A 21,274-nucleotide genomic window follows, 5' to 3' on the forward strand; every position below is an offset into this window, starting at 1 on the left:
AATGGAGGTCAAACCACGGCATCACGAACTTTAGCGCGGTAAACAGTATCTTCGGTTCAACTTTGCACATACCGGTGTAGTCCAACCAGCACTGTTTAGCCGAAGAAGCGTCCCCATGAGTTTTATTCTATGCCTGAGTGTAATGGGCGTGCTGCTATTGATGCTTGCGTTGGCCTCGGCCTATTTACGCTGGCTGCCGGTCACCACCTCAGCGGTGTGCCTGGCATTTGGTTTTGCCATCGGGCCAGCCGGGTTGGGCTTGGTCAACCTTGAGATCGTCAGCGCCAGCCCCTGGTTGGAGCGCCTGGCAGAGGTAGCTGTGTTGTTTTCGTTGTTCGGCACGGGCATCAAACTGCGCCTGGGGTTTCAACGCAGCGCCTGGCGAGCGGCCTATTGCCTGGCGGGGCCGGTGATGATCGCCAGCATATTCGGCGTAGCGGCGGTGGCGCATTACCTTCTCGGCCTGGATTGGGGGCTGGCACTGCTGGTGGGGGCCATGCTCGCGCCCACCGATCCGGTGCTGGCCAACATGGTACAAGTCAGCAGTGCCCAAGACGCCGACCGCCTGCGCTTTGGCTTGTCGGGTGAGGCCGGGCTCAACGACGGCACGGCGTTCCCCTTTGTGCTACTGAGCCTGCTGCTGATCGAACACGGCGGCTGGGACAGCCAATGGCTGACTGGCTGGCTGTTGCGCGATGTACTTTGGGCAGTGCCGGTGGGCCTGGGCACAGGCTATGGCTTGGGCTGGTTGATCGGCTATTGGATGATCAACCTGCGGGTGCGCCATGACGACAGCACGCTATCGCCCAACGACTTCTTGGCCCTGGCGTTGATCGCGGTGGCCTACGTGGTGGCTTACGCCCTCGATGCCTACGCGTTTCTCGCGGTGTTCGCCGCGGGCCTTGGGGTTCGCCAAGCCGAAGCGCGGCTGTCGGACTCCGAAGTACCCTCCGAGCATTTGACCCAACCGGTACTCGGCCATCATGAAAAACCTGTCGAGGAAGCGACCGTGGCGGACGTCGACACACTTGAAAAACCCCAGTTGGCCGCGGGGGTGATGATGGGTGACATGCTGGCCTTCGGCAGCTTGGTGGAGCGTGCCATGGAAGTGGCCCTGATCACCTTGCTCGGCGCCCTGCTCTGGCGCTATTGGGCCTGGCCGGCGGTGATACTGGGTGCGGCGCTGTTCTGTGTGATCCGCCCGCTGATGGTGTGGCTGCTGGGGGGCAGCCGGCGCCTGCTCAGTAGCCACCAGCGGGCGTTACTGGGCTGGTTCGGCATCCGCGGCATCGGTTCGTTGTACTACCTGTGCTTTGCCCTTAACCACCATTTGCCCAGTGCAGCGACGCAGGTAGTGGTGCCACTGACATTAACGGTGGTGGGCCTGAGCATCGTGGTCCATGGGTTGAGCGTGCAACCCTTGCTCGACCACTATCGGCGCCGTACCGAGCGCGCCGGTACATAACCACCGCTACAACGCCTTGGGGTCTGGCAGTGGTTTGCCGATTCCCAGCGCGGCGGCCAAAGCGCGGGCGTCGGCGGGTGCGTGCACTTTCACATCGTTATCGAAAAAGCAGAACACCGTGCGCGCCTTGCGTGGCCTCGGCTGCCGCGGGCTTAGCTGCCGCGCACCGGGCACCTGCCGGCCGGCCGCCCAGCACTCGATGCGCTGTTGCCAACGGTCCAGTGCCGCCTGCGAGTAACCGCTTTCGTAGAGTTTGGCGTCGCCGTGCAAGCGCATGTACACGAAATCGGCTGTGAGGTCTTCGGCGTAGGGCCACTTGCCGGCGGTGTCAGCCACCACCCATGCCACGCCATGGCGGCGAAGCATCTCGGCGAACTCGGCGCAGGCGAAGCTCTCGTGGCGGACTTCTACCGCGTGGCGCAGCACCTGCCTGGGCGCGATCGCATCCCAGCCTACGGCGTGCATGCGCGCCTCGCACTGGCGCGCGATTGCCAAAGCCTGATCGCCTCGGCGCGGCAGGCGCGCCAAAAACGCCTCGAAGCGCTCGGGGTCGAACTGAAAGTTAGGCGGGAATTGCCACAAAAACGCGCCGAGCTTCTCTTTGAGGGCAAACACGCCCGAGGCGAAGAAGTTCGCCAACGGCGTTTCGATATCCTTCAGCCGCCGGGTGTGGGTGATGTACCGCGGCGCCTTGACCGTAAAGGTGAACCCGCCAGGGGTGTCGGCGTACCATTGTGCGTAACGCTCGGGGGTTTGCAGAGCATAAAACGAGCCGTTGATCTCGATGGCCGACACCGCTCGCGCGGCATACCGCAGTTCGTGTTTCTGCGCTAGCCCTTTGGGATAGAACACTCCGCGCCACGGCGCGTAGCGCCAGCCCGAAATGCCTACGTGCACCTTGCTCATCAGCTACCTCCTCGCACCATGCTTGGTTCGGCGTGGACCGACCGCTCGGCCGTGCAGTTCAAACCGATTTGAACTTGGCGCCCGGCCTGCTGACGGATGCTTATAAGCTCATAACCAAAGCGCAGGGCAACTGCCATGGCGGACCCATACCCACTGCAGCACTTTATCGACGCCCAACAGGGTGTGTATGAGCATGCGTTGGCAGAGCTGCAGGCGGGGCAAAAACGCAGCCACTGGATGTGGTTCATCTTTCCCCAGATAGACGGCCTTGGCCGCAGTGACATGGCCCGGCGCTACGCGATCAGCGGCGCGGCCCATGCCCAGGCGTACCTGGCGCACCCGCTGCTAGGCCCCCGCCTCATTGCCTGTAGCGAGGCATTGCTGGCGCACGCTGGGCGGCCCGCAGTCACTATCTTGGGCAATATAGATGCCTTGAAACTGCACTCATCGATGACGCTTTTTGCCCGTTGCGCGCCGCCACAAGCCCCTTTCGAGCAAGTGCTGGCATGCTTCTATCAAGGCGCGCCGGATGCGCGCACGCTGTTCGCACTGCGGGCCTGACCATGAACCTGGCCTGGTGTATCAAACGCGGGCTGCACCTTTTCGCCAGTACCTGTGGCTGCCAAGCGGCGTTGGCCTTGGCCGGCATAGCCGTGCCACGGCTCGCCGAAGCGCCTTGCCCGGCACCGACCTTAACCGGGCAAAGCGTGTGCGAACCGCTGAGCCCCCCCATTAGCGCCTCCCCCTTTACTGTCCACCTGGCCGCCACCGCTGGCGGCATCGCTGGAGCTTGCCGATGATCAACCCTTCGCCCAAAGCCCTGAAGGGCTCCCCCTCGCCGCGCCATGAACTTGGCGTACGCTACCAGCGCATTCGCCAACACAGCGAACGGCTCGCTGCCCATTTAACGGCCGAAGACATGTGCGCCCAATCGATGGCCGATGCCAGCCCCACCAAATGGCACCTGGGGCATACCAGTTGGTTCTACGAAACCTTTCTGCTGGCACCCTTGCTGCCCGGTTATACGCCGTTCGATCCGATCTTTGGCTACCTGTTCAACTCCTATTACGAAGCCGTAGGGCCGCGCCAACCCAGGCCGCAGCGCGGGCTCATGACCCGCCCGGGGCTAGACCAAGTGATGGCCTACCGGCAATACGTCGATACCCATATGGCGCGCCTGCTCGACACCGCACTGCCGGAGCACACCCTGGCCCTGCTGGAGTTAGGCCTGCAGCACGAGCAACAGCACCAAGAGCTGATCTTGATGGACGTGCTGCACCTGTTCAGCCTCAGCCCGCTCAAGCCCGCCTTCGATGCCACGTGGCCCACGGACCCGGCGGGCCGCCGTGGGCGCTGGCGCCACCAAGCCGGCGGGCTGGTAGAGTTGGGCCATAACGCAGAAGGTTTTGCCTTCGACAACGAAGGCCCACGGCACAAAGCCTATGTGGCGCCGTTCGAAATCAGCGACCGGCTGGTAACCAACGGCCAATGGCTGGAATTCATGGCCGCCGGCGGTTATACCAGCCCCGGGCTGTGGCTGTCGGAGGGCTGGGCAACGGTACAAGGGCAAGGTTGGCAAGCACCGCTGTACTGGCAACGGCTACCGGAGCAGCCTGCACACTCGCCTGCCGGCTGGGCGCAGATGACCCTGCGCGGCCTGCAACCGTTGCACCCAGACGAACCCGTCAGCCACCTAAGCTATTACGAAGCCAATGCTTTTGCCCAATGGGCCGATGCACGCCTGCCCACCGAAGCCGAATGGGAAGTTGCCGCGGCGGCAGGGTTGTTGGAACAGCGCGATGACGTCGCCTGGCAATGGACGCAAAGCGCCTACAGCGCCTACCCCGGGTTCAAGGCCGCGCCCAGCGCGGTGGGTGAGTACAATGGCAAGTTCATGTGCAACCAATTCGTGCTGCGTGGCGGTTGCCAGTTCACCCCGGCAGAGCATGCCCGGTTAACGTACCGCAATTTTTTCCCGCCCTCGGCGCGCTGGGCCCGCAGTGGCCTGCGCTTGGCCCGGGACGCGCGCCCGGCCAACCTGCACCCGGTCGGCACCAGCACCGCGTTGGCACCCCATGCGCAGTTTCACCGTGACGTACTTGCGGGCCTGGCCGCCAGCCCCAAGGCGTTGGCGCCTAAATACTTCTACGACGCCGCCGGCTCCCGGCTGTTCGAAGACATCTGCCGCCTACCCGAGTACTACCCCACCCGCGCCGAGATGGCGCTGCTGGGGCGCATTATGCCGGAGCTGGCGGCGGTCATCCCCACCGATGCCGCCCTCGTCGAGTTTGGTAGCGGTGCCAGCGACAAAACCCAACGGCTGCTGGATGCCGCCCCGCAGATCGGCGCTTACGTGCCCATCGATATCAGCCAAAGCGCGGTGGACGGCGCCTGCCAAGCCCTGCGCAGGCGTTACCCGCGCCTGCAACTGGTGCCGGTGGTAGAAGACTTCACCCATGCCTTGCAGTTGCCGGCGGCGTTGGGCGAACGGCCAAGGGTAGGGTTCTTTCCCGGTTCCACGCTGGGCAACTTCAGCCACACCGAGGCGGTGGCCTTTTTGCGCGGGGCGCGCCAGTTGCTCGGCCGCCAGGCTTGTTTCATTCTTGGGGTCGATATGCTTAAGCCGCTGGCGCCGTTGCTGGCTGCGTACAACGACGCGGCTGGCGTAACGGCTGCGTTCAACAAGAACCTGCTGGCGCGCATCAACCGTGAGTTGGGCGCGAATTTCGACTTGCCCGCCTTCGACCATCAGGCCCGTTGGAATGCCCGGCACGAGCGAGTAGAAATGCACCTGGTCGCGCGTACCGCGCAAACCGTGCGCATAGGCGGCCAGGCATTCCACTTCGCCGCTGGCGAGAGCCTGCACAGCGAGAACTCGCACAAGTTCAGCGTGGAGCGGGTTATGGCCCTGGCCGCGCAAGCAGGCTGGAAGGTCAGCGGCCAGTGGTTAAGCGAACAGCCGCAGGTGGGGATGTTTGTACTGCGTTAAAGGTGCCTAGGCCCCCCGGCCTGCGTCTTCGCCGCTTTTCGCCACGCCTCACCTTCGCCCGAGATATTCCCACAGGGCCCGGTGGCTCAACAGTGAGTACAAGCATTGGCGCGTGCGTTGGGTTATCGGCAGAGGAACGGCGACGCGGCGCGGCGGCAAAAGGTATCGCCAACATTGTGCAGCAAACTTCTGAAACAACCGGCTAGGGTTCAAGGCAATACCCCACCCCATAGATCGACCGTACCAGGTCGCGGCCGGGTGCGGCGCAGTCGAGCTTGCGCCGCAGGTTTTTCACGTGGCTATCCACCGTACGGTCGGTCACTACGCGGTGGTCGTCATAGAGATGGTTCATCAACTGATCTCGCGACATCACTTGCCCGGGTAGCGCGGCCAGGGCCGCCAACAGACGGAATTCCACTGGTGTCAACTCCAGCAGCTTGCCGTTGTAAGTAGCACGGTAGCTGGCGGGGGCGAGTTGCAGCCCGGCCGGCGGCTGCGCTACGGGCTCGAACCTGCGCAACACGGCCTTGACCCGGGCCACCACTTCACGCGGGCTGAACGGCTTGCAGATGTAGTCATCGGCACCGATTTCCAAACCCAGCAAACGGTCGACCTCGTCCACCCGGGCAGTGACCATGATCACCGGCACCCGGCTGAACGCACGCAGGGCGCGGCACACCTGCAAGCCGTCCTGGCCCGGCAGCATCAGGTCGAGCAGTATCAACCCATGCTCGCGCGCTCGAAACAGCGGCACCACGGCCAAGCCATTGGCCACATGCTCCACCTCATAACCGGCAGCCTGCAGGTAGTCGACCAACAGCGACGCCAGTTTCGGCTCGTCTTCTACCACCAGGATGCGCTGGCCACTCATGCTTGCTGCTCCAACGGCAATTGCAGGGTCAGGCCCAACCCACCCAACGGCGAGGGCCACGCGCGCAAGTGCCCGCCATGCACTTCGACGATCGCCCGGCAAATGGCCAAGCCCAGCCCGGCGCCCCCGCTGCCGCGATTACGCGAGGCCTCCAAGCGGTAAAAGCGCTCGAACAAGCGTTCCTGCTCGGCTACCGGCACCCCGGGCGCGGCGTCTTCGCACGCCAGGCACGCCCAGCGCCCCTCACGGTAGGCGCGCCAACGCACCGCGCCACCGGGGTCGGTATAACGCAGGCTGTTTTCCAGCAGGTTATACAGCACCTGGGCCAAGCGTCGCTCATCACCGACGATGGGCAACGGCTGCACCTCGATCGCCAGCGCCAGGCCGTGCTCGGCCAAACGCCCCTGCCAGGCACTGGCGGCATCCGTGGCCAACTCGCCGAGGTCCAGTGGGTCGTGGCGATAACTGGGGCCGCCCACCTCTGCCAACGACAACTCGTAAAGGTCATCGACCAGCTTGGTCAGCGCCCCCACCTCGCCCTGCAACGAAGCCAGCGAGCCGGCATTGACCTGGCGAATGCCGTCTTCGATGGCTTCCAGCTCGGCGCGCAGCACCGCCAGGGGGGTACGCAGTTCGTGGGAGATGTCGGCCATGAAGTCGCGGCGTTGCTGTTCGTTACGCGCCAACGCCTGCGCCATATGGTTGAAATCCCGCGCCAGTTGCGCCACTTCGTCGTTGCCGGTGATGGGCACCTGTACCTGCAAGTCACCTTCGGCCAGTTGCCGGGTTGCCCTGGCCACCCGCTGTACCGGGCGTAGCAGCGCGCGGGTGAACCAGCCGGCGATCACCGCCGACAACAACACACACAGCAACCCCACCAGCAGCCCAGAGCGCACTTGGTTGCTGTGAAAACGCTGGTCGCCGACCGCGCTGACCGTTTCAAAAGGCGTCATCGCCAGCCAGCCCACCACCTGGCCATGTACCTGGACCGGCCGCAACACTGGGTTGGCGCCGTACCCGGCATAACCTGCCAGGTAACGTTTGTCGGCATCGAGCAGCGTCACGCGCAAGAACGCCCCGGTCAGGTCCGACACCGGCGGGCGCCGAGGCTCGAACCGTTCACCGCCGGCCGCTTCGGGGCGCATCAAATGGAACCACGTGCTGCCCGGCTCTTGCGTGAGGAATGCCCAGCTACCCTGTTCGGCATACGCCTGTTCGATGCGCGGCAAGCTTTGCATCATCCGCTCCACCGCTTGCTCGTTGAGGTAACCGAGAAACCCTAGGTTGAATGATAGGTACGCCGCGACGCCCATGGCCAGCACCACGACAGTGCACAGTGCCTGTACGGCCAAGAAAACTTTGCGGGAAAGGCTGATGCTCATGGTGCGCTCGGCAAATGGCTGGCTTATTTGGCCCGTGAGTGGCCCACGCTGGCAAGCCACCGCCAGGAAACTCCACATTAGCTGCACATTTGCTTCAAAAAGCTTCGGCGATTTGCCATGCTGCGCTCAAGCCGCCATGGGATAGGCCGATACAGCCTTTGCAGGCCGGCGTGGTCGGCTTGTGACGGTACGCCTGGGAGTCACGACGATGCCACAGTTGTTCATGCGCACGCTCCTCATGGTGCCACTGCTCGCCCTGGCCGTATGGCACAGCACGCTGGCCGCCGCGCCGTTGCAGGTGGTGACCGAGGAACTGCCGCCATACAACATGACGGCGAACGGCCAAGTAACCGGCATGAGCACTGAAGTGGTCCAAGCAGTGCTGGCACGCCTCGGGCTACAGGTGCCGATCCAGGTAATGCCCTGGGCCCGTGCCTATGACGTGGCCCAGCACCAGAGCGACGTACTGATCTATTCCATCGCGCGCACGCCGCAGCGCGAAAAACTCTTCCAATGGGTGGGCAGTATCGCCCCGTCGCGCTGGTACCTGTACAGCGCCAGCAGCCGGCCGATCGAGCTAAACGACCTCAATGATGCTAAACGCTATCAGGTGGCGACGGTTAACCAAGACGCCGGCGAACAGTACCTGGTCGCCCACGGTTTCGCCCTGGGCCAGGCGCTGCAGTCGAGCACCCGCTACGAGCTGGACTACCAGAAACTCAAGCGCGGCCATGTCGACCTGTGGATTTCCAACGAACTCAATGCCAACTACATCGTGCGTGAGTTGGGCGATGACCCGGCCAAGGAGATCACCCCGGCACTGGCGCTGCCTGAATTGGGCGGTAAAGACGGCCTGTACATGGCATTCAGCCCACAAACCTCTGCCGAGTGGGTCGAGCGCTTTCGTAAAGCGCTCAGGCAGGTGCGTGAGGACGGCACTTACGATGCTATCGCCCGCAAGTGGTTATGAATGTGAACACCCTGCCCCCTGCACTTGCCCAGCCATTGGGCCGGCGCTTGGTGTTGGCCACCCTGTCGTTTTGCTTGCTGTTCAGCCTCGCTACGGTGGCCCTGCGCAGTTGGCATGCCTGGGCCAACGGCCTGGCCACGATGGATTCGGAATTGGCGCTGATCGACCAGGTATTCCAAGGCCCACTGGCTAAGGCCATCTGGGAGCTGGACCACGACAACCTCGATACCCAACTCGATAGTGCTGCCCAGGCCGCCCCGGTGGGCCGGTTGCTGCTGAACATCCCCCGGCCGGGCCGCGCCGATGAAGTGATCGAGCGCCGCCGCGAAGGGTTTTCGGCGGTGGGCCCGGCGCCGGTACTGGTGCGCGAACTGGCGGTAGCGCCCTACCCCGGTGCGCGTGAAGTGGTAGGCTCGCTGACATTGGAAGGTGACCCCGCCCTGCTGCGCCGGCGCTTGTGGCGAGAGATGGTGAGCATTTTGCTGACCCAGTTGGTGCAGTCGCTGGCATTGGCCGGGTTGATCATGGCGATGTTCAACCGCTTGGTCACGGTGCACGTAAAGCATATCGCCCGGCACCTGGGCGAACTTGGCCCGGATAACCTTGGCCAACGGTTGCGCTTGGCCAGGCCGAAACGACGTAACGACGAGCTGGATTTGCTCGAGGGCGCATCAACGCGCTGCAAGCGAACATGGCCGAGTACCTGGAACGCCATCGGCTGGCCGAGCAGGTAGCCCAGCGCACCGCCGAACTGCGCGAGGCGAACCAGCGGCTGGAGCGGCTAGCCCGCCATGACCCACTGACCGGCCTGGCCAACCGCCGCCAGTTCGACGAGATCAAGGAGCAGGAATTTCGCCGGGCCATGCGTGGCGGCCTGCCGCTGGCGGTATTGATGTGCGACGTGGATTTTTTCAAGCGTTACAACGACACTTACGGCCATGCCCATGGCGACGACTGCCTGCGCCAGGTCGCCCACTTGCTGGCGCAGCATTTTTCTGGGACCGGTGAGGTGGTCGCGCGGCTCGGTGGCGAAGAGTTCGCGGTGCTACTGCCGGGTACCAACGCCGAACAGGCACGGCAAGCCGCCGAACGCCTGCGCGAAAGCCTGGCGCAACGGCGCTTGCCCCATACCGGCTCACCCATCTCGCCCTGGGTAACGATGTCCATCGGCATCGCGCAGTTCGACGTTGAACTGGCCAGTTTCGATCAATTGCTACAACGCGCCGACCACGCCCTGTATCGCGCTAAAGGCGCCGGCCGGGACCGCGTTGGCCAATGGCCCGGTTGAGGTCGCCATGCGCTTACTGTTTCGCTGCTTGGGCCTGGTGCTCGGCCTCTGTGCCAGCGCCACCTTATTGGCTGCCCCGTTGCTGGGGGTGACCGAAGAGTCCTCTTACGCTTACGTTCGCGACGGGCAGATCCAAGGCCCGGCGGTTCGGGTGGTCAAGGCGGTGCTGGCGCGGGCGGGCATCACCGACTACCAATTGGCGATATACCCATGGGCCCGCGCCTACGACTTGGCGTTGGGCCAACCGAACGTGGTGATCTTCCCGATCGTCCGCACGCCCGCGCGGGAGCGTTCGTTTCATTGGGTGGGTGAATTCGCACGCACCGTACCGACCCTCTATCGGTTACGCAGCAACGCCGCCCTGCCGTTCAAGGCCCTGGCCGATGCTCGCGACTACAGCATCGCCGTGGTGCGCGATGACATACGCGAGCATTATCTACTGGCCAATGGGTTTACCCGCCTGGTGGAAACCGCCGATAACAGCGAAACATTTCGCCGCCTGCTCGGTGGCCAGGTGCAGATCGCCGCCATGAGCCCCAGCGAGGTCCAGCGCCGCTGTGACGTGGAACAGGTGGCGTGCGACCAGGTGCAAGCGGTGCTGTCGCTCGACGAAATCGCCGCCGCGCTCTATATCGCCTTAAGCCGGAACACGCCCAACGAGGTGGTAGTCAAAGTGACAGCAGCGTTCAATGCGCTACAGGCTGAGGGCGCTATTGCGCCGCTGCTTCGCGATGAACCCTGAGCATGGATGGCGAACTGGCATCGTTCCTGCTTGTCATTTATTACGATTTTATGACAACGTAGCCTTACCCGCACACGCAGGTGAGAAGGCAGGCAGTGGAACATGGGAAAAAACATCAAGCACCGGGCGACGATCATTTGCCGGCAGGATGAGAAAATCCTCTTCGTGCGTAAGCCCAAGTCCAAATGGAACCTGCCCGGTGGCAAAGTTGAAGCCAACGAAACCCCCGCGCAAGCGGCAGTGCGCGAACTCAGCGAAGAAACCGGCCTGGCTGCCCACAACTTGGGCTATGTAGCGCTGCGGGACCTACAGCGCACGCGCCACCACGTGTTCGAAACGGTGATCGACGTCAGCCAAGTGCCGCGGGCCTGCAACGAGATCGCCGACTGCCGCTGGTTCAGCACCGCGGAACTGGCCAAAAAGGACCTTAACAAAGCCGTGCTCGAACTGCTGCGCGATCAGGCCTGATTACGCAGCGCACTCGGCTTGCCGTCCTGGCGGTGGCTGCGCTCGAACCATTCCTGGTTGGCCTTTAGCTCCCCACGCAGTTCCGCCACTAAATTGTTGACTGCCCGTATATTGACCAGCTCACCAATCGGCAAGCCGACGGCGAGCAAGTCTACTTGCCCGGTGGCGGGGTCCCATACTTCTACCGTCATGCTCCCACCCGGGTGCATCTGGCAACTACAGGCCAGGGGCCGAAAGCTCGATTCGATGATGCGGCGCAGTTCAGCGTTGGGTATCACAAGCGCTCTCCAAATCGGTTATCCAATGTTCAATAGACGCCTACACTGGCGAAGCTGTTCCGCCCCGCCGACGTGCTGCGCGTCAAGCTCCCGTCATCTGCCCGCGAGCATCGCAATGGTCTGCAATTGTGGTGCCGCTTCGTGTAACCGAACGTTCAACCTGCCGTATTGGTTTTGAAACAAAGCCCCTCAACTGTGTTCGCTGTGCGCAACGCCCTGCCCTATCACCGCTACGGTAGTGTCGGCGGCGGCGAATACGAAATCACCGCCGGCCAACGTTTGGCTGTAATCACCGGCCAGCGTAAGCTGGAAACGCTGGTTGTCGTCGCCGGTCTCAGCGCCCCGAATATACGTGCGGTCAGTGTTGGCGTTGTAGGCCAGGCTCAAGCTGTGGGCATCGCCGTCGCCCAGACCGGTGAAGCCCAATGCCGACACGTCGATGCGGTCGACACCCACGGTGAAATCCTGGATCAGGTCGCTACTGCCGGCGTAGCTGTCAGTGGCTGCCTGGAACACGAAGCGGTCACTGCCTGAACCGCCCGTGAGCGTGTCGGCACCCGCACCGCCGATCAGCACGTCGTCGCCGGCATTGCCCCCGAGCTGGTCGTTACCGCCGGCGCCGTCGAGCACGTCGTTACCCCAATCGCCATAAAGCGTATTCGCCGCGTCGGTGCCGACCGCATTGACGCTGGTGATCGGCTGCGATGACGTGACCTGCTGGGCATCGGTAGCGGGCGCGAACAGCACGCTGGTGGCCGTGAGTTCATTGGTGTGGTCACCGGCCAGCAAGATCTCGAATCGGTTGCCGTTGGCGTCGGGCTCCAGCGACTTCAAGGCCGTCATGTCGCCGGCCTGGTTGAGTACCACTTTCAACGTGCCATCGTAGCCGTTGCCAAGGCCGGTAAAGCCCAACGCCGAAACGTCGATCTTATCGTGGGCATTGCCGTTGAAATCGGTAATCAGGTCGCGCCCGGCGTAGCTATCGCTGTTGTCGTTGCGCACGCTGTCAGTGCGTGTCGTATAAACGAAGGTGTCTGCCCCAGCCCCGCCGGTGAGGGTATCGCCACCCGCGCCACCGATCAGGCGGTCGCCGCCGGCACCGGCATCCACCGTGTCACGGCCGGCACCGGCCTTGATGGTTTCGTCGGCGTCGGTGCCGACCAGGCTGTTGTTGTGGGACGTACCGCTGATCAGCGGCTGCAAGTTGGCATCGGTGAAGGTGCTGGTGAGGTCACCCGCCAGGCGCACTTGAAAGCGGTTGCCGTTGGCGGCCGCATCCAGGCTTTCGAGGTAGGTGAGGTCGCTGCCAGCGTCATAGCGTAGCAGCAGGCTGCCATCGTGGCCGTCGCCCAACTGGCTATAACCCAGGCTGGCGATGTCGAGGGTGTCGTGGGCAACGTCGAAGTCGGTGATCAGGTCGCTGCGCGCACCGCTGGCGCTCACGGCACTGTCACTGATGCGGTCGAACCGGAACACATCACTGCCGGTGCCACCGGTGAGGGTGTCGATGCCCGCACCGCCCACCAGCACGTCGTCGCCGCCGTTGCCGTGCAGGGTATCATTACCGGCGCCACCCATAAGCAGTTCATTCCAACGCTCACCCTGGATGCTGTCGCCGGCCGCGGTGCCCTGCACGATCAGGCCGTCTGGGTTATTGCTGACCTGGCTGCCTGGGCTGCTCACCTGCAGGTCGCCGCTGCTGGTGTAGTTGATCACGTTGCCGAAGACCAAAGTGCCGGACACCAGGCTGCCCACTTCGGCGATGCCATAGGTGGACTGCGCACCGCCGCTGATCACGTTGTCATAGACCAGGTTCTGCACAGCCGCTTGGTCATCATAGGCGCGAATCGTGACTTCGGCCGCGGCGCCGCCCTGGGCGTTGTCATAGAGGGTATTGGATGCGACGTTCACATGGCTGCTGCCTTGCAGCTCAACGGCCGAGTCCTGGTTGCCGTGCGCGGTCACGCGGTTCACGCCGCCGTACTCAATGCCACGCAGGCGTATGCCGGCCAAGCCGTTATCGGTAACGTCACCGCCAATCACGTTGACGAAGCCATTGCCGGCGCTGCTGTCACTGTGCAGGTAAAGGCCATTGGCAGCGTTGCCGGAGGCGTCGTTGTCGGCCAAGGTCAGGGCGTCGCTACCGACTGTCACGTTAATGCCATTACGGCCGTTGTCCAGTGCCCGGTTATCCTGAACGGTACTGTTCACCAAGTCCGCCAGCTTGAAGCCATCCAGACCATTGTTTTGTGCCACGCTGTTGCGAATCACCAAGGCTTCTGCGCCGCTGCTGGCGTCAAACCCGATGCCGCTGGCGTTACGTACGTTGACGCCATCGATGGTCACGTCGCTGCCCTGCAGCCGCACTCCGGTGACAGTGGCGCTACCGCCACTGCGGTTGGCATCCAGGTTCAGGTTGCTTACCCCCACGTCGTGACTAGCCGCGGAGGTCACGGCCAACATCGCCAGGGTGCCCGTGGCACCATTGGCTAAGGCCAGGGTACTGCCGGCGTCGCCGCTGCCGCTGAGTTCAACGCCGTTTTTCAATATCAGCGCACTGCCGTTACCATCGCTGTCGGAAACGACGAACGTGCCCTCAGGTATGATCACCTGCCCACCGCCGGCGGCACTGGCGGCGTTGATCGCCTTCTGGATCGCCAAAGTGTCGTCCGTTACACCGTCCCCCTTGGCGCCATAGTTTCTGACGTCGAACACTTCAGTCATACGCTGCTCCCCTCTTATTTATTTTTAAGTCCGCTGCGAAAATGCTGTGACCGCACTGTTCGGTGTTTCATTGATGTTAAAAGGCCAATATCCGACGAAATGGCGTGCCGACAATCCGCTTGACGCGCTATGGGGCTTTGAGGTTTGCTGAAACCGTTTTCAGTCGCCGCCTGGCATACAACGCCCACAATAGGTACAGGCACAGCATGAGCACCCCCGTATACCGCACCCATCGCGTGACCATGGAGGACGTAGCCCGCCATGCCGGCGTGTCCAAAGCCAGCGTGTCGCGCTTTATCGGCGAAGGCCGCGGGTTACTGACCGAAGCCATCGCCGAACGTATCGAAAACGCTATCGGCGCCCTGGGCTACCGGCCCAACCAAATGGCCCGCGCGCTCAAGCGCGGGCGCACGCGGCTGCTGGGCATGTTGGTGGCAGACATCCGTAACCCTTACTCGATCGCAGTGATGCATGGGGTGGAAACCGCCTGCCGGCAGCATGGCTATAGCCTGGTGGTGAGCAACACCGACCGCGACCCAGAGCAAGAGCGTCGGCAGCTGGCAGCGCTGCGCTCATACAACGTCGAGGGGTTGATCGTGAACACCCTGGGCCAGCATGTGGAGCAACTTCGGCAGTTGCAGCACGAACTGCCGATCGTGCTGGTAGACCGCAAGGTCGAGGGGCTGGGCAGCGACCTGGTCGGCCTGGCCAACGCGCATGCCGTGGGCCAGGCCCTCGACCACCTGGCCGAACGTGGCTACCGCGACCTTGTACTGGTGAGCGAACCGATTTTGGGCACCAGCTCGCGCCGTGAACGCGCTCAGGCCTTCGAGCAGTGGCTGGCGGGGCATGCAAACATACGTGGCCAACTGATGGAAACCGGTGCCGACCTCGGCCACCGCCTGGGTGCCTGGCACGCCGCAGCCATGGGCCCGGGGGCGGTATTCTGCGCCAATGGCCTGGCCGCCCTGGCGGCGACTTTGGCCTTGCGTGAATTGGGCGTCAGGCTGTTCGACGACATAGGTTTGGTGGCCCTAGATGACCTGCAATGGTACCCGTTGGTCGGCACTGGCATCACCGCCCTGGCACAACCGACCCAGGCGATTGGCGAACAGGCCTTCCAATGCCTGCTGCAGCGCCTGCAAGGTGAGCGATGCCCACCGCGTGACCTCAGCCTCGAAGCTCAGTTGATCATCCGCGGCTCGACACCCGACAGAACATAGCCACACTTGGGGAACTGCCCGCCCCCACGAACGTACTAACATTCAATGAAACCGGTTTCAAAGGAATAACAACAATGTCGCTTCATTCCGTTTCCGTGAGCGTGTCCAGCTTCGGCGCAGACGCGGTTCGCCAGCAAGGCCAACAGGCATTCGTCGCGTTGGTGGCCAGCGCCGGCGCGCAGTACCTGGAACTGCGTGAAGAACTCTTCACAGCCACACCCGATTTGCCTGCTTTGGGCGCGGCCATCGCCACCCAAGGGTTGCTGTGTGTGTACTCCTCGCCGCTTGAACTGTGGCAAGTGGGCAGCAATGCACCGGCCGCGGCGCTGGCGCATACCCTCGAACGTGCTCAAGCCTGCGGCGCGCGCTGGCTTAAAGTGTCGCTTGGGCACTTTACCCCGAACGCCGACCTCAAGGCCTTGGCCGCGCTGTTGGCCGGCAAGCCTTTGCAATTGCTGGTAGAGAACGACCAAACCGCCCACGGCGGGCGGATCGAACCCTTGGTTCAATTCTTCACTGCCGCACGGGTGCGCCAAGTGCCGGTGGCCATGACCTTCGACATCGGCAACTGGCAGTGGCAAGCGCAATCGGTGCTCGGCGCCGCCGCGCAACTGGGCCAGCATGTGCTGTACGTGCACTGCAAAGGTGTGCGGGTTTCCAGTGCCGGCAAGTGGGTTGCCGTGCCGCCTGGGCTGCATGAGATCGACCAATGGCCGCGCCTGCTGCAATCCATGCCCCAGGCCCGCGTGCTGGCCATCGAGTACCCGCTACAGGGCGAAGACCTGTTGGCGGTAACGCGCCAGGAAGTGGCGCGCCTGGCCAGGCTCGGCAGCCACGCTGCCGCTGTACAGGGGGCCCGCGCATGAATACGTTCGATGTGTTGTCGTTCGGTGAAACCATGGCCATGTTCGTCGCGAACGAAAGCGGAGACCTGGCCGATGTCGGTACCTTTCACAAACGCATCGCCGGGGCCGACAGCAATGTCGCGATCGGCCTATCACGGCTGGGCTTCAAGGTGGCTTGGCTGAGCCGGGTCGGCAACGATTCGTTCGGCCGCTTCGTGATCGACACCCTGCGCCGCGAGGGGCTGGACTGCAGCCACGTCACGGTAGACCACGCACACCCCACGGGTTTCCAGCTTAAGTCGCGCGAAAGCGACGGCCGTGACCCGGCCGTGGAATACTTTCGCCGTGGTTCCGCGGCCAGCCATTTAAGCGTGGCAGACCTGGCAGCCCCACTGTTGCAGGCGCGCCACCTGCACGCCACCGGCATACCTCCAGCACTCTCGGCCAGCGCCCATGGCTTGGCCACCGAGGTGATGGCAAGCATGCGCCAGCGCGGGCGCAGCGTGTCGTTCGACCCCAACCTGCGCCCCAGCCTATGGCCCAGCGAACAGGTGATGATCGACAGCGTCAATGCGTTAGCCGCCAAGGCCCATTGGGTGCTCCCAGGCTTGGCCGAAGGCCGCCTGCTGACTGGCCAGCACGAACCGGCCGACATCGCCGCCTTTTACCTGGACAAAGGTGTAGAGGCGGTGGCCATCAAGCTTGGCGCGCAGGGCGCGTATTTTCGCACTGCCCAGGCCGAGGGCACGGTGCCGGGTTTTGCAGTGGCGGAGGTGGTCGATACGGTAGGTGCCGGCGACGGCTTCGCGGTAGGCGTGATCAGCGCCTTGCTCGAAGGCCAGGGGTTTGAACAGGCCGTGCGCCGTGGCAATTGGGTCGGCAGCTTAGCGGTGCAAAGCCCCGGCGACAGCGAGGGCCTACCCGACCGCGCAGCGTTGGAAACTGCCCAATGGGCGCGAACTGCCTGAGCAGCGCGCCGTCAACCAAGCACTACAAAAACACAATGTTGCGAGGTCAACGCCATGGATACAGCCAAACTTGCCACCAAACGCTGGTGGTTTCTGATGCCAGTGGTGTTCATCACCTACAGCCTGGCCTACCTGGACCGCGCCAACTACGGTTTTGCCGCCGCCTCGGGCATGGCCGAAGACCTGCACATCACACCGGGTATCAGTTCGCTACTTGGTGCTCTGTTCTTTCTCGGCTATTTCTTTTTCCAAGTGCCCGGCGCGGTGTATGCCGAGCGCCAGAGCGTGAAGAAGCTGATTTTCGCAAGCCTGATCGCCTGGGGCGTGCTGGCCAGCCTTACCGGGGTGATCAGCAGCGCCAATGGGTTGATCGCCATTCGTTTTTTCCTCGGGGTGGTCGAGGCCGTGGTGATGCCGGCGATGCTGGTGTACTTGTGCCATTGGTTCACCAAGGCCGAGCGCTCCCGCGCCAATACCGTGCTGATCCTTGGCAACCCGGCCACCATGCTGTGGATGTCGGTGGTGTCTGGGTACCTGGTGTATCACTTCAGTTGGCGTTGGATGTTTATCCTTGAGGGCCTGCCGGCCATTATTTGGGCATTTGTATGGTGGCGCTTGGCCGACGACCGCCCGGCGCAAGCCGGCTGGTTGTCGCCGGCACAAAAGCACGACCTTGCCCAAGCCTTGGCCGATGAGCAAAAAGGCATCCAGCCAATGAAGAACTACGCCGAGGCCTTCCGTTCTGCCAAGGTGATACTGCTCTCGGTGCAGTACTTTTGCTGGAGCATCGGGGTCTATGGCTTCGTGATTTGGTTGCCGTCGATCCTCAAGCACGGCCAGCAAATGAACATGGTCGAAGCCGGTTGGCTGTCATCGCTGCCGTACCTTGCCGCCGTGGTGGGCATGGTGGCGTGCTCCTGGGGCTCGGACAAACTGCAGGCGCGCAAGGCTTTCGTATGGCCGCCGCTGTTGCTGGCAGCGCTGGCTTTTTATGCCTCCTACGCGCTGGGCACCAGCCATTTTTGGTGGTCATACGCCCTGCTGGTGCTGGCCGGGGCCTGCATGTATGCACCCTACGGCCCGTTCTTCGCCATCGTGCCGGAAATCCTCCCGGCCAACGTGGCGGGCGGTGCCATGGCGCTGATCAACAGCATGGGCGCGCTGGGTTCGTTCGCAGGCGCTTACCTGGTCGGCTACCTCAACGGCACCACGGGCAACGCGGGGGCCTCGTACCTGCTGATGAGCGCCGCCTTGCTGGTGTCGGCCGTGCTGATCGTGTGCCTGCGCCGCAGCCGGCCGGCTGAAGTTCCCCAGCGTCGCGCGCGCGCCGCCCACGCCCAAGGATAACCACCATGAAAAAAAACGTAGTGCTGTACAAGGCGTTGTCTGCCCCCTTGATGGCGAAGCTGGCGGCCGAAACCGACGTAACCTCGATACCGGACCCCACCAGCGCCGAGGGCCTGGCCCGCCTGCGCGATGCCCTGCCCCACGCTCACGGTTTGCTCGGCGCCAGCCTGCGTATCGATGAGCCGTTGTTGGCCTTGGCGCCACAGTTGCAAGTGGTAGCCAGCGTGTCGGTGGGCGTAGATAAATACGACGTGGCCGCGTTCGACCGCCATGGCGTATTGCTGACCAACACCCCAGACGTGCTGACCGAAACCACCGCCGACACCGGCTTTGCCTTGTTGATGGCCACGGCAAGGCGGGTGGTGGAGTTGGCGGGCCTGGTGCGCCATGGCCAATGGCATGGCAGCATCGGCCCGGCGCAATTTGGCACCGACGTGCATGGCAAAACCCTCGGCATCGTGGGCATGGGCCGCATCGGCCAAGCATTGGCCCAGCGCGGCCATTTCGGTTTCGGCATGCCGGTGCTGTACCACAGCCACCGGGCCAAACCTTCGGTGGATGAACGCTTCGGTGCACGCCACTGCGCCTTGCATGCCCTGCTTCGCGACGCCGATTTTGTCTGCTTGACAGTGCCGCTGACCGCCGAAACCAAAGGCTTGATTGGCGCCCACGAGTTAAGCCTGATGAAGCCCAGCGCCATTTTGGTGAACATCGCCCGTGGCCCGGTGGTGGATGAAGCCGCATTGATCGATGCGTTGCAGAACGGCCGCCTGCGCGGGGCCGGCCTCGATGTATTCAGCCAAGAACCGGTGGCCACGGACTCACCCCTGCTGCGCTTGGATAACGTGGTACCCACCCCGCACATCGGCTCTGCCACCCAGGAAACCCGCGAAGCCATGGCCGCCTGTGCAGTGGAGAACCTGCTGGCGGCACTACGGGCCGAGCGGCCGAAAGACTTGGTCAACCCCCAGGCTTGGCGGGGGTAGCGCTTCAGCTTTCCCGTACCACCAACTCAAAGCCGAGGTCGAGCATCGGTTCGCGCTCGGCCTTGCCATCGAGCCGATCGAGTAACTTGAGCGCCGCGCAGCGGCCGATTTCCGCGCGCGGGGTGCGGATCGAGGTCAAGCGCGGCACCACATGCGCCGACGCCGGCAAGTCATTGAAGCCGACCATCGCCACCCGCCCCGGCACGGCGATGCCCTGGCGCTGGGCTTCGTAGATTGCCCCGTGGGCAAGGTCATCGTTGCAAAAAAATGCACCATCCACGCTGGGGTGGGCGGCCATCAGTCGCCGAAACAAATCACCGCCTAACTCAATGGACGACGGCTGTGGGCACAACACTTCAAGGCTGGCGTCGTACACCCCGGCTGCGCGCAGCGCGTGGCGAAACCCCTCGGCGCGGTACATTACCCGCGGGTCGAGTTGCGCCGCCACATAGGCCAGGCGCCGGCGCCCGCGGTCCAGCAAATGGCGTGCGGCAACCTCGCCGGCCCGTTGTTGGGAAAACCCCACGCAACTGAACGCTGGGTCGTCGGCCAGTTCCATCATGTGCACGCAGGGTACACCACTGGCGGCGAGCATCCGCCGCGCGGCCTCGCTGCGCTCGAACCCGGTGAGCAATATGCCCTCGGGCTGGTAGGCCAGGTAATTGCGGATCAGCTTCTCCTCCTCGCCCGGGTCGTAGTGGAAGTTGCCGATCAACACTTCGATACCCCGTGGGCGCATCACCCCATGGATGGCTTCCAGGGTATCGATGAACAACTGGTTCGACAGCGACGGGATCAGCACCACGATCGACGAACTGCGCGCCGAGGCCAAGGCCCTGGCCGCCGGGTTGGCCACGTAGCCTAGCTGCAGGGCGGCGTGGCGTACCCGTTCGGCCAGCGCCGGGTCGACACTGGCGACCCCGCGCAACGCACGTGATGCGGTGATCGGCGATACACCAGCAAGCCCCGCCACTTCATTGAGCGTGGGGCGGCCGGTAGTACGGGTTCCTATTCGGGGCATGGCAGAACTGGCACCAGGAGTGAGGGCTAAATTGTACTTGCCAATTGCTCTGAATTGGCTAAGGTAGCGCTGTCTCAACGCGGGGCATTTACGAATTTTCCCATTGCCCTGCGGTCGAAGGCTGCGAACCGCTTGGACAAAATAAACAAAAGCAAGGGTGTGGCGCCAGCACAGAGGCCGTTTCATGGCCCCGAGACAGCGCTACCCCGCTGGAGGTAGTCGATGCTTTCCCCCCTTTGCGCGCTGGTCGTCATGGGTGTCACCGGTTGCGGTAAAAGCACCGTGGGCGCGGCCATTGTCGAACGAAGCGGCGGCCGCTTGATCGAAGGCGATGCCTTTCACCCCCCTGCCAACATCGAAAAAATGCGTGCGGGCATTGCCCTGACCGACGATGACCGCGCCGGCTGGCTGGCCCGCTTGGGCGATGAATTGGCGGCCGTGGTGGCCCGCGGCGAACGCCCGGTGTTGACCTGCTCGGCACTCAAGCGCCGTTACCGCGATACCCTGCGCGCCGCCGTGCCCGAGCTAGGCTTCGTGTTCCTCGAACTGTCGCCGGAAGAGTCGGCCTACCGAGTCTCCCACCGCCCTGGCCATTACATGCCGGCAAGTTTGGTGCAAAGCCAGTTCGCTGCGCTCGAGTCGCCCGTTGGCGAGCCCAACACCCTGCCCCTGGATGCCACCGCGCCCGTGCCGGAGCTGGCGCAACGGGTCGATAACTGGCTGCGTGAATGCGGTGCGCAAAACCTGAAACAACCTGCTGCGAACCGCACTACCCCGCTACCTATAACCACAAAATGAGGC

Annotated in this window: 20 protein-coding genes; 14 read left to right on the forward strand and 6 right to left on the reverse strand. The window is 63.4% G+C overall.

Features of this window, described 5'->3' with window-relative positions; all coding sequences use genetic code 11:
- Positions 1 to 115 precede the first annotated feature (115 nt).
- Positions 116 to 1,465, forward strand: a complete 1,350-nt coding sequence (locus HAQ05_RS18470; protein ID WP_190423191.1) for a cation:proton antiporter — start codon at positions 116 to 118, stop codon at positions 1,463 to 1,465.
- 6 nt (positions 1,466 to 1,471) lie between these two features.
- Here the strand turns inward: HAQ05_RS18470 and HAQ05_RS18475 are convergent, their stop codons facing one another.
- Positions 1,472 to 2,371: a DUF72 domain-containing protein gene (locus tag HAQ05_RS18475; RefSeq protein WP_190423193.1), complete on the reverse strand. Its 900-nt coding sequence runs from the start codon at positions 2,369 to 2,371 to the stop codon at positions 1,472 to 1,474.
- Positions 2,372 to 2,506: 135 nt separating this feature from the next.
- Here HAQ05_RS18475 and HAQ05_RS18480 point away from each other — a divergent pair, with 135 nt between their 5' ends.
- On the forward strand, positions 2,507 to 2,932 hold the full coding sequence (locus HAQ05_RS18480) for a DUF1810 domain-containing protein (protein ID WP_190423195.1): 426 nt from the start codon (positions 2,507 to 2,509) through the stop codon (positions 2,930 to 2,932).
- A 235-nt stretch (positions 2,933 to 3,167) separates the two neighbouring features.
- Positions 3,168 to 5,360, forward strand: a complete 2,193-nt coding sequence (gene egtB, locus HAQ05_RS18485) for an ergothioneine biosynthesis protein EgtB (protein ID WP_190423197.1) — start codon at positions 3,168 to 3,170, stop codon at positions 5,358 to 5,360.
- 202 nt (positions 5,361 to 5,562) lie between these two features.
- Here the strand turns inward: egtB and HAQ05_RS18490 are convergent, their stop codons facing one another.
- Both HAQ05_RS18490 and HAQ05_RS18495 read right to left on the reverse strand, forming a co-directional pair.
- Positions 5,563 to 6,231: a response regulator gene (locus tag HAQ05_RS18490; protein WP_190423199.1), complete on the reverse strand. Its 669-nt coding sequence runs from the start codon at positions 6,229 to 6,231 to the stop codon at positions 5,563 to 5,565.
- Complete coding sequence (locus HAQ05_RS18495; protein WP_190423201.1) at positions 6,228 to 7,613, reverse strand: ATP-binding protein; 1,386 nt, start codon at positions 7,611 to 7,613, stop codon at positions 6,228 to 6,230. Before HAQ05_RS18495 ends, HAQ05_RS18490 begins: the two co-directional genes overlap by 4 nt.
- Before the next feature lie 208 nt (positions 7,614 to 7,821).
- On the opposite strand from HAQ05_RS18495, the gene HAQ05_RS18500 reads away from it, so the two are divergent.
- The 5 genes from HAQ05_RS18500 (at position 7,822) to HAQ05_RS18515 (ending at position 11,081) form a co-directional block, all read left to right on the forward strand.
- Complete coding sequence (locus tag HAQ05_RS18500) at positions 7,822 to 8,583, forward strand: substrate-binding periplasmic protein (protein WP_190423203.1); 762 nt, start codon at positions 7,822 to 7,824, stop codon at positions 8,581 to 8,583.
- Complete coding sequence (locus tag HAQ05_RS28750) at positions 8,580 to 9,317, forward strand: hypothetical protein (protein ID WP_238936548.1); 738 nt, start codon at positions 8,580 to 8,582, stop codon at positions 9,315 to 9,317. The genes HAQ05_RS18500 and HAQ05_RS28750 overlap by 4 nt, the downstream gene beginning before the upstream one ends.
- Positions 9,275 to 9,871 (forward strand): GGDEF domain-containing protein, encoded by a 597-nt coding sequence (locus HAQ05_RS28755; RefSeq protein ID WP_238936549.1) that lies wholly within the window; start codon positions 9,275 to 9,277, stop codon positions 9,869 to 9,871. Before HAQ05_RS28750 ends, HAQ05_RS28755 begins: the two co-directional genes overlap by 43 nt.
- A gap of 7 nt (positions 9,872 to 9,878) precedes the next feature.
- Positions 9,879 to 10,613 (forward strand): substrate-binding periplasmic protein, encoded by a 735-nt coding sequence (locus HAQ05_RS18510; protein ID WP_190423205.1) that lies wholly within the window; start codon positions 9,879 to 9,881, stop codon positions 10,611 to 10,613.
- A 102-nt stretch (positions 10,614 to 10,715) separates the two neighbouring features.
- The gene (locus tag HAQ05_RS18515) at positions 10,716 to 11,081 is read left to right on the forward strand and encodes an NUDIX hydrolase (protein WP_190423207.1); all 366 of its coding nucleotides are present in this window, start codon (positions 10,716 to 10,718) and stop codon (positions 11,079 to 11,081) included.
- On the opposite strand, the gene HAQ05_RS18520 is transcribed toward HAQ05_RS18515, so the two are convergent.
- Complete coding sequence (locus HAQ05_RS18520; RefSeq protein ID WP_190423209.1) at positions 11,072 to 11,359, reverse strand: DUF1652 domain-containing protein; 288 nt, start codon at positions 11,357 to 11,359, stop codon at positions 11,072 to 11,074. The genes HAQ05_RS18515 and HAQ05_RS18520 overlap by 10 nt on opposite strands.
- 189 nt (positions 11,360 to 11,548) lie before the next feature.
- Positions 11,549 to 14,083, reverse strand: coding sequence for a M10 family metallopeptidase C-terminal domain-containing protein (locus HAQ05_RS18525; RefSeq protein ID WP_190423211.1), 2,535 nt, complete (start codon positions 14,081 to 14,083; stop codon positions 11,549 to 11,551).
- Positions 14,084 to 14,289: 206 nt separating this feature from the next.
- Here HAQ05_RS18525 and HAQ05_RS18530 point away from each other — a divergent pair, with 206 nt between their 5' ends.
- The 5 genes from HAQ05_RS18530 (at position 14,290) to HAQ05_RS18550 (ending at position 19,452) form a co-directional block, all read left to right on the forward strand.
- The gene (locus HAQ05_RS18530; protein ID WP_190423213.1) at positions 14,290 to 15,306 is read left to right on the forward strand and encodes a LacI family DNA-binding transcriptional regulator; all 1,017 of its coding nucleotides are present in this window, start codon (positions 14,290 to 14,292) and stop codon (positions 15,304 to 15,306) included.
- A gap of 74 nt (positions 15,307 to 15,380) precedes the next feature.
- The gene (locus HAQ05_RS18535; protein ID WP_190423215.1) at positions 15,381 to 16,172 is read left to right on the forward strand and encodes a sugar phosphate isomerase/epimerase family protein; all 792 of its coding nucleotides are present in this window, start codon (positions 15,381 to 15,383) and stop codon (positions 16,170 to 16,172) included.
- Entirely contained in the window at positions 16,169 to 17,119 is a 951-nt protein-coding gene (locus HAQ05_RS18540; protein ID WP_190423217.1) for a sugar kinase, read from the forward strand. Before HAQ05_RS18535 ends, HAQ05_RS18540 begins: the two co-directional genes overlap by 4 nt.
- Before the next feature lie 54 nt (positions 17,120 to 17,173).
- Entirely contained in the window at positions 17,174 to 18,466 is a 1,293-nt protein-coding gene (locus HAQ05_RS18545) for an MFS transporter (protein WP_190423219.1), read from the forward strand.
- A gap of 5 nt (positions 18,467 to 18,471) precedes the next feature.
- On the forward strand, positions 18,472 to 19,452 hold the full coding sequence (locus HAQ05_RS18550) for an NAD(P)-dependent oxidoreductase (RefSeq protein ID WP_190423221.1): 981 nt from the start codon (positions 18,472 to 18,474) through the stop codon (positions 19,450 to 19,452).
- A 4-nt stretch (positions 19,453 to 19,456) separates the two neighbouring features.
- On the opposite strand, the gene gntR is transcribed toward HAQ05_RS18550, so the two are convergent.
- Positions 19,457 to 20,473: an HTH-type transcriptional regulator GntR gene (gene gntR / locus HAQ05_RS18555; protein ID WP_190423223.1), complete on the reverse strand. Its 1,017-nt coding sequence runs from the start codon at positions 20,471 to 20,473 to the stop codon at positions 19,457 to 19,459.
- A gap of 222 nt (positions 20,474 to 20,695) precedes the next feature.
- On the opposite strand from gntR, the gene HAQ05_RS18560 reads away from it, so the two are divergent.
- A complete protein-coding gene (locus HAQ05_RS18560) occupies positions 20,696 to 21,271 on the forward strand; it encodes a gluconokinase (RefSeq protein WP_190423225.1) in 576 nt (191 codons plus the stop codon).
- Positions 21,272 to 21,274: the final 3 nt, after the last annotated feature.

Origin of the sequence: Pseudomonas typographi, assembly GCF_014694385.1 — a bacterium.
GTDB classification, from domain to species: Bacteria; Pseudomonadota; Gammaproteobacteria; order Pseudomonadales; family Pseudomonadaceae; genus Aquipseudomonas; species Aquipseudomonas typographi.

Coding starts and splice junctions, on each gene's coding strand:
- HAQ05_RS18480 (WP_190423195.1), top strand. CDS start 2,507: ATGGCGGACCCATACCCACTGCAGCACTTTATCGACGCCCAACAGGGT.
- HAQ05_RS18495 (WP_190423201.1), bottom strand. CDS start 7,613: ATGAGCATCAGCCTTTCCCGCAAAGTTTTCTTGGCCGTACAGGCACTG.
- HAQ05_RS18550 (WP_190423221.1), top strand. CDS start 18,472: ATGAAAAAAAACGTAGTGCTGTACAAGGCGTTGTCTGCCCCCTTGATG.
- gntR (WP_190423223.1), bottom strand. CDS start 20,473: ATGCCCCGAATAGGAACCCGTACTACCGGCCGCCCCACGCTCAATGAA.
- HAQ05_RS18510 (WP_190423205.1), top strand. CDS start 9,879: ATGCGCTTACTGTTTCGCTGCTTGGGCCTGGTGCTCGGCCTCTGTGCC.
- HAQ05_RS18525 (WP_190423211.1), bottom strand. CDS start 14,083: ATGACTGAAGTGTTCGACGTCAGAAACTATGGCGCCAAGGGGGACGGT.
- HAQ05_RS18540 (WP_190423217.1), top strand. CDS start 16,169: ATGAATACGTTCGATGTGTTGTCGTTCGGTGAAACCATGGCCATGTTC.
- HAQ05_RS18535 (WP_190423215.1), top strand. CDS start 15,381: ATGTCGCTTCATTCCGTTTCCGTGAGCGTGTCCAGCTTCGGCGCAGAC.
- HAQ05_RS18475 (WP_190423193.1), bottom strand. CDS start 2,371: ATGAGCAAGGTGCACGTAGGCATTTCGGGCTGGCGCTACGCGCCGTGG.
- HAQ05_RS18545 (WP_190423219.1), top strand. CDS start 17,174: ATGGATACAGCCAAACTTGCCACCAAACGCTGGTGGTTTCTGATGCCA.
- HAQ05_RS18530 (WP_190423213.1), top strand. CDS start 14,290: ATGAGCACCCCCGTATACCGCACCCATCGCGTGACCATGGAGGACGTA.
- HAQ05_RS28750 (WP_238936548.1), top strand. CDS start 8,580: ATGAATGTGAACACCCTGCCCCCTGCACTTGCCCAGCCATTGGGCCGG.
- egtB (WP_190423197.1), top strand. CDS start 3,168: ATGATCAACCCTTCGCCCAAAGCCCTGAAGGGCTCCCCCTCGCCGCGC.
- HAQ05_RS18515 (WP_190423207.1), top strand. CDS start 10,716: ATGGGAAAAAACATCAAGCACCGGGCGACGATCATTTGCCGGCAGGAT.
- HAQ05_RS18560 (WP_190423225.1), top strand. CDS start 20,696: ATGCTTTCCCCCCTTTGCGCGCTGGTCGTCATGGGTGTCACCGGTTGC.
- HAQ05_RS18500 (WP_190423203.1), top strand. CDS start 7,822: ATGCCACAGTTGTTCATGCGCACGCTCCTCATGGTGCCACTGCTCGCC.
- HAQ05_RS18490 (WP_190423199.1), bottom strand. CDS start 6,231: ATGAGTGGCCAGCGCATCCTGGTGGTAGAAGACGAGCCGAAACTGGCG.
- HAQ05_RS18470 (WP_190423191.1), top strand. CDS start 116: ATGAGTTTTATTCTATGCCTGAGTGTAATGGGCGTGCTGCTATTGATG.
- HAQ05_RS28755 (WP_238936549.1), top strand. CDS start 9,275: ATGGCCGAGTACCTGGAACGCCATCGGCTGGCCGAGCAGGTAGCCCAG.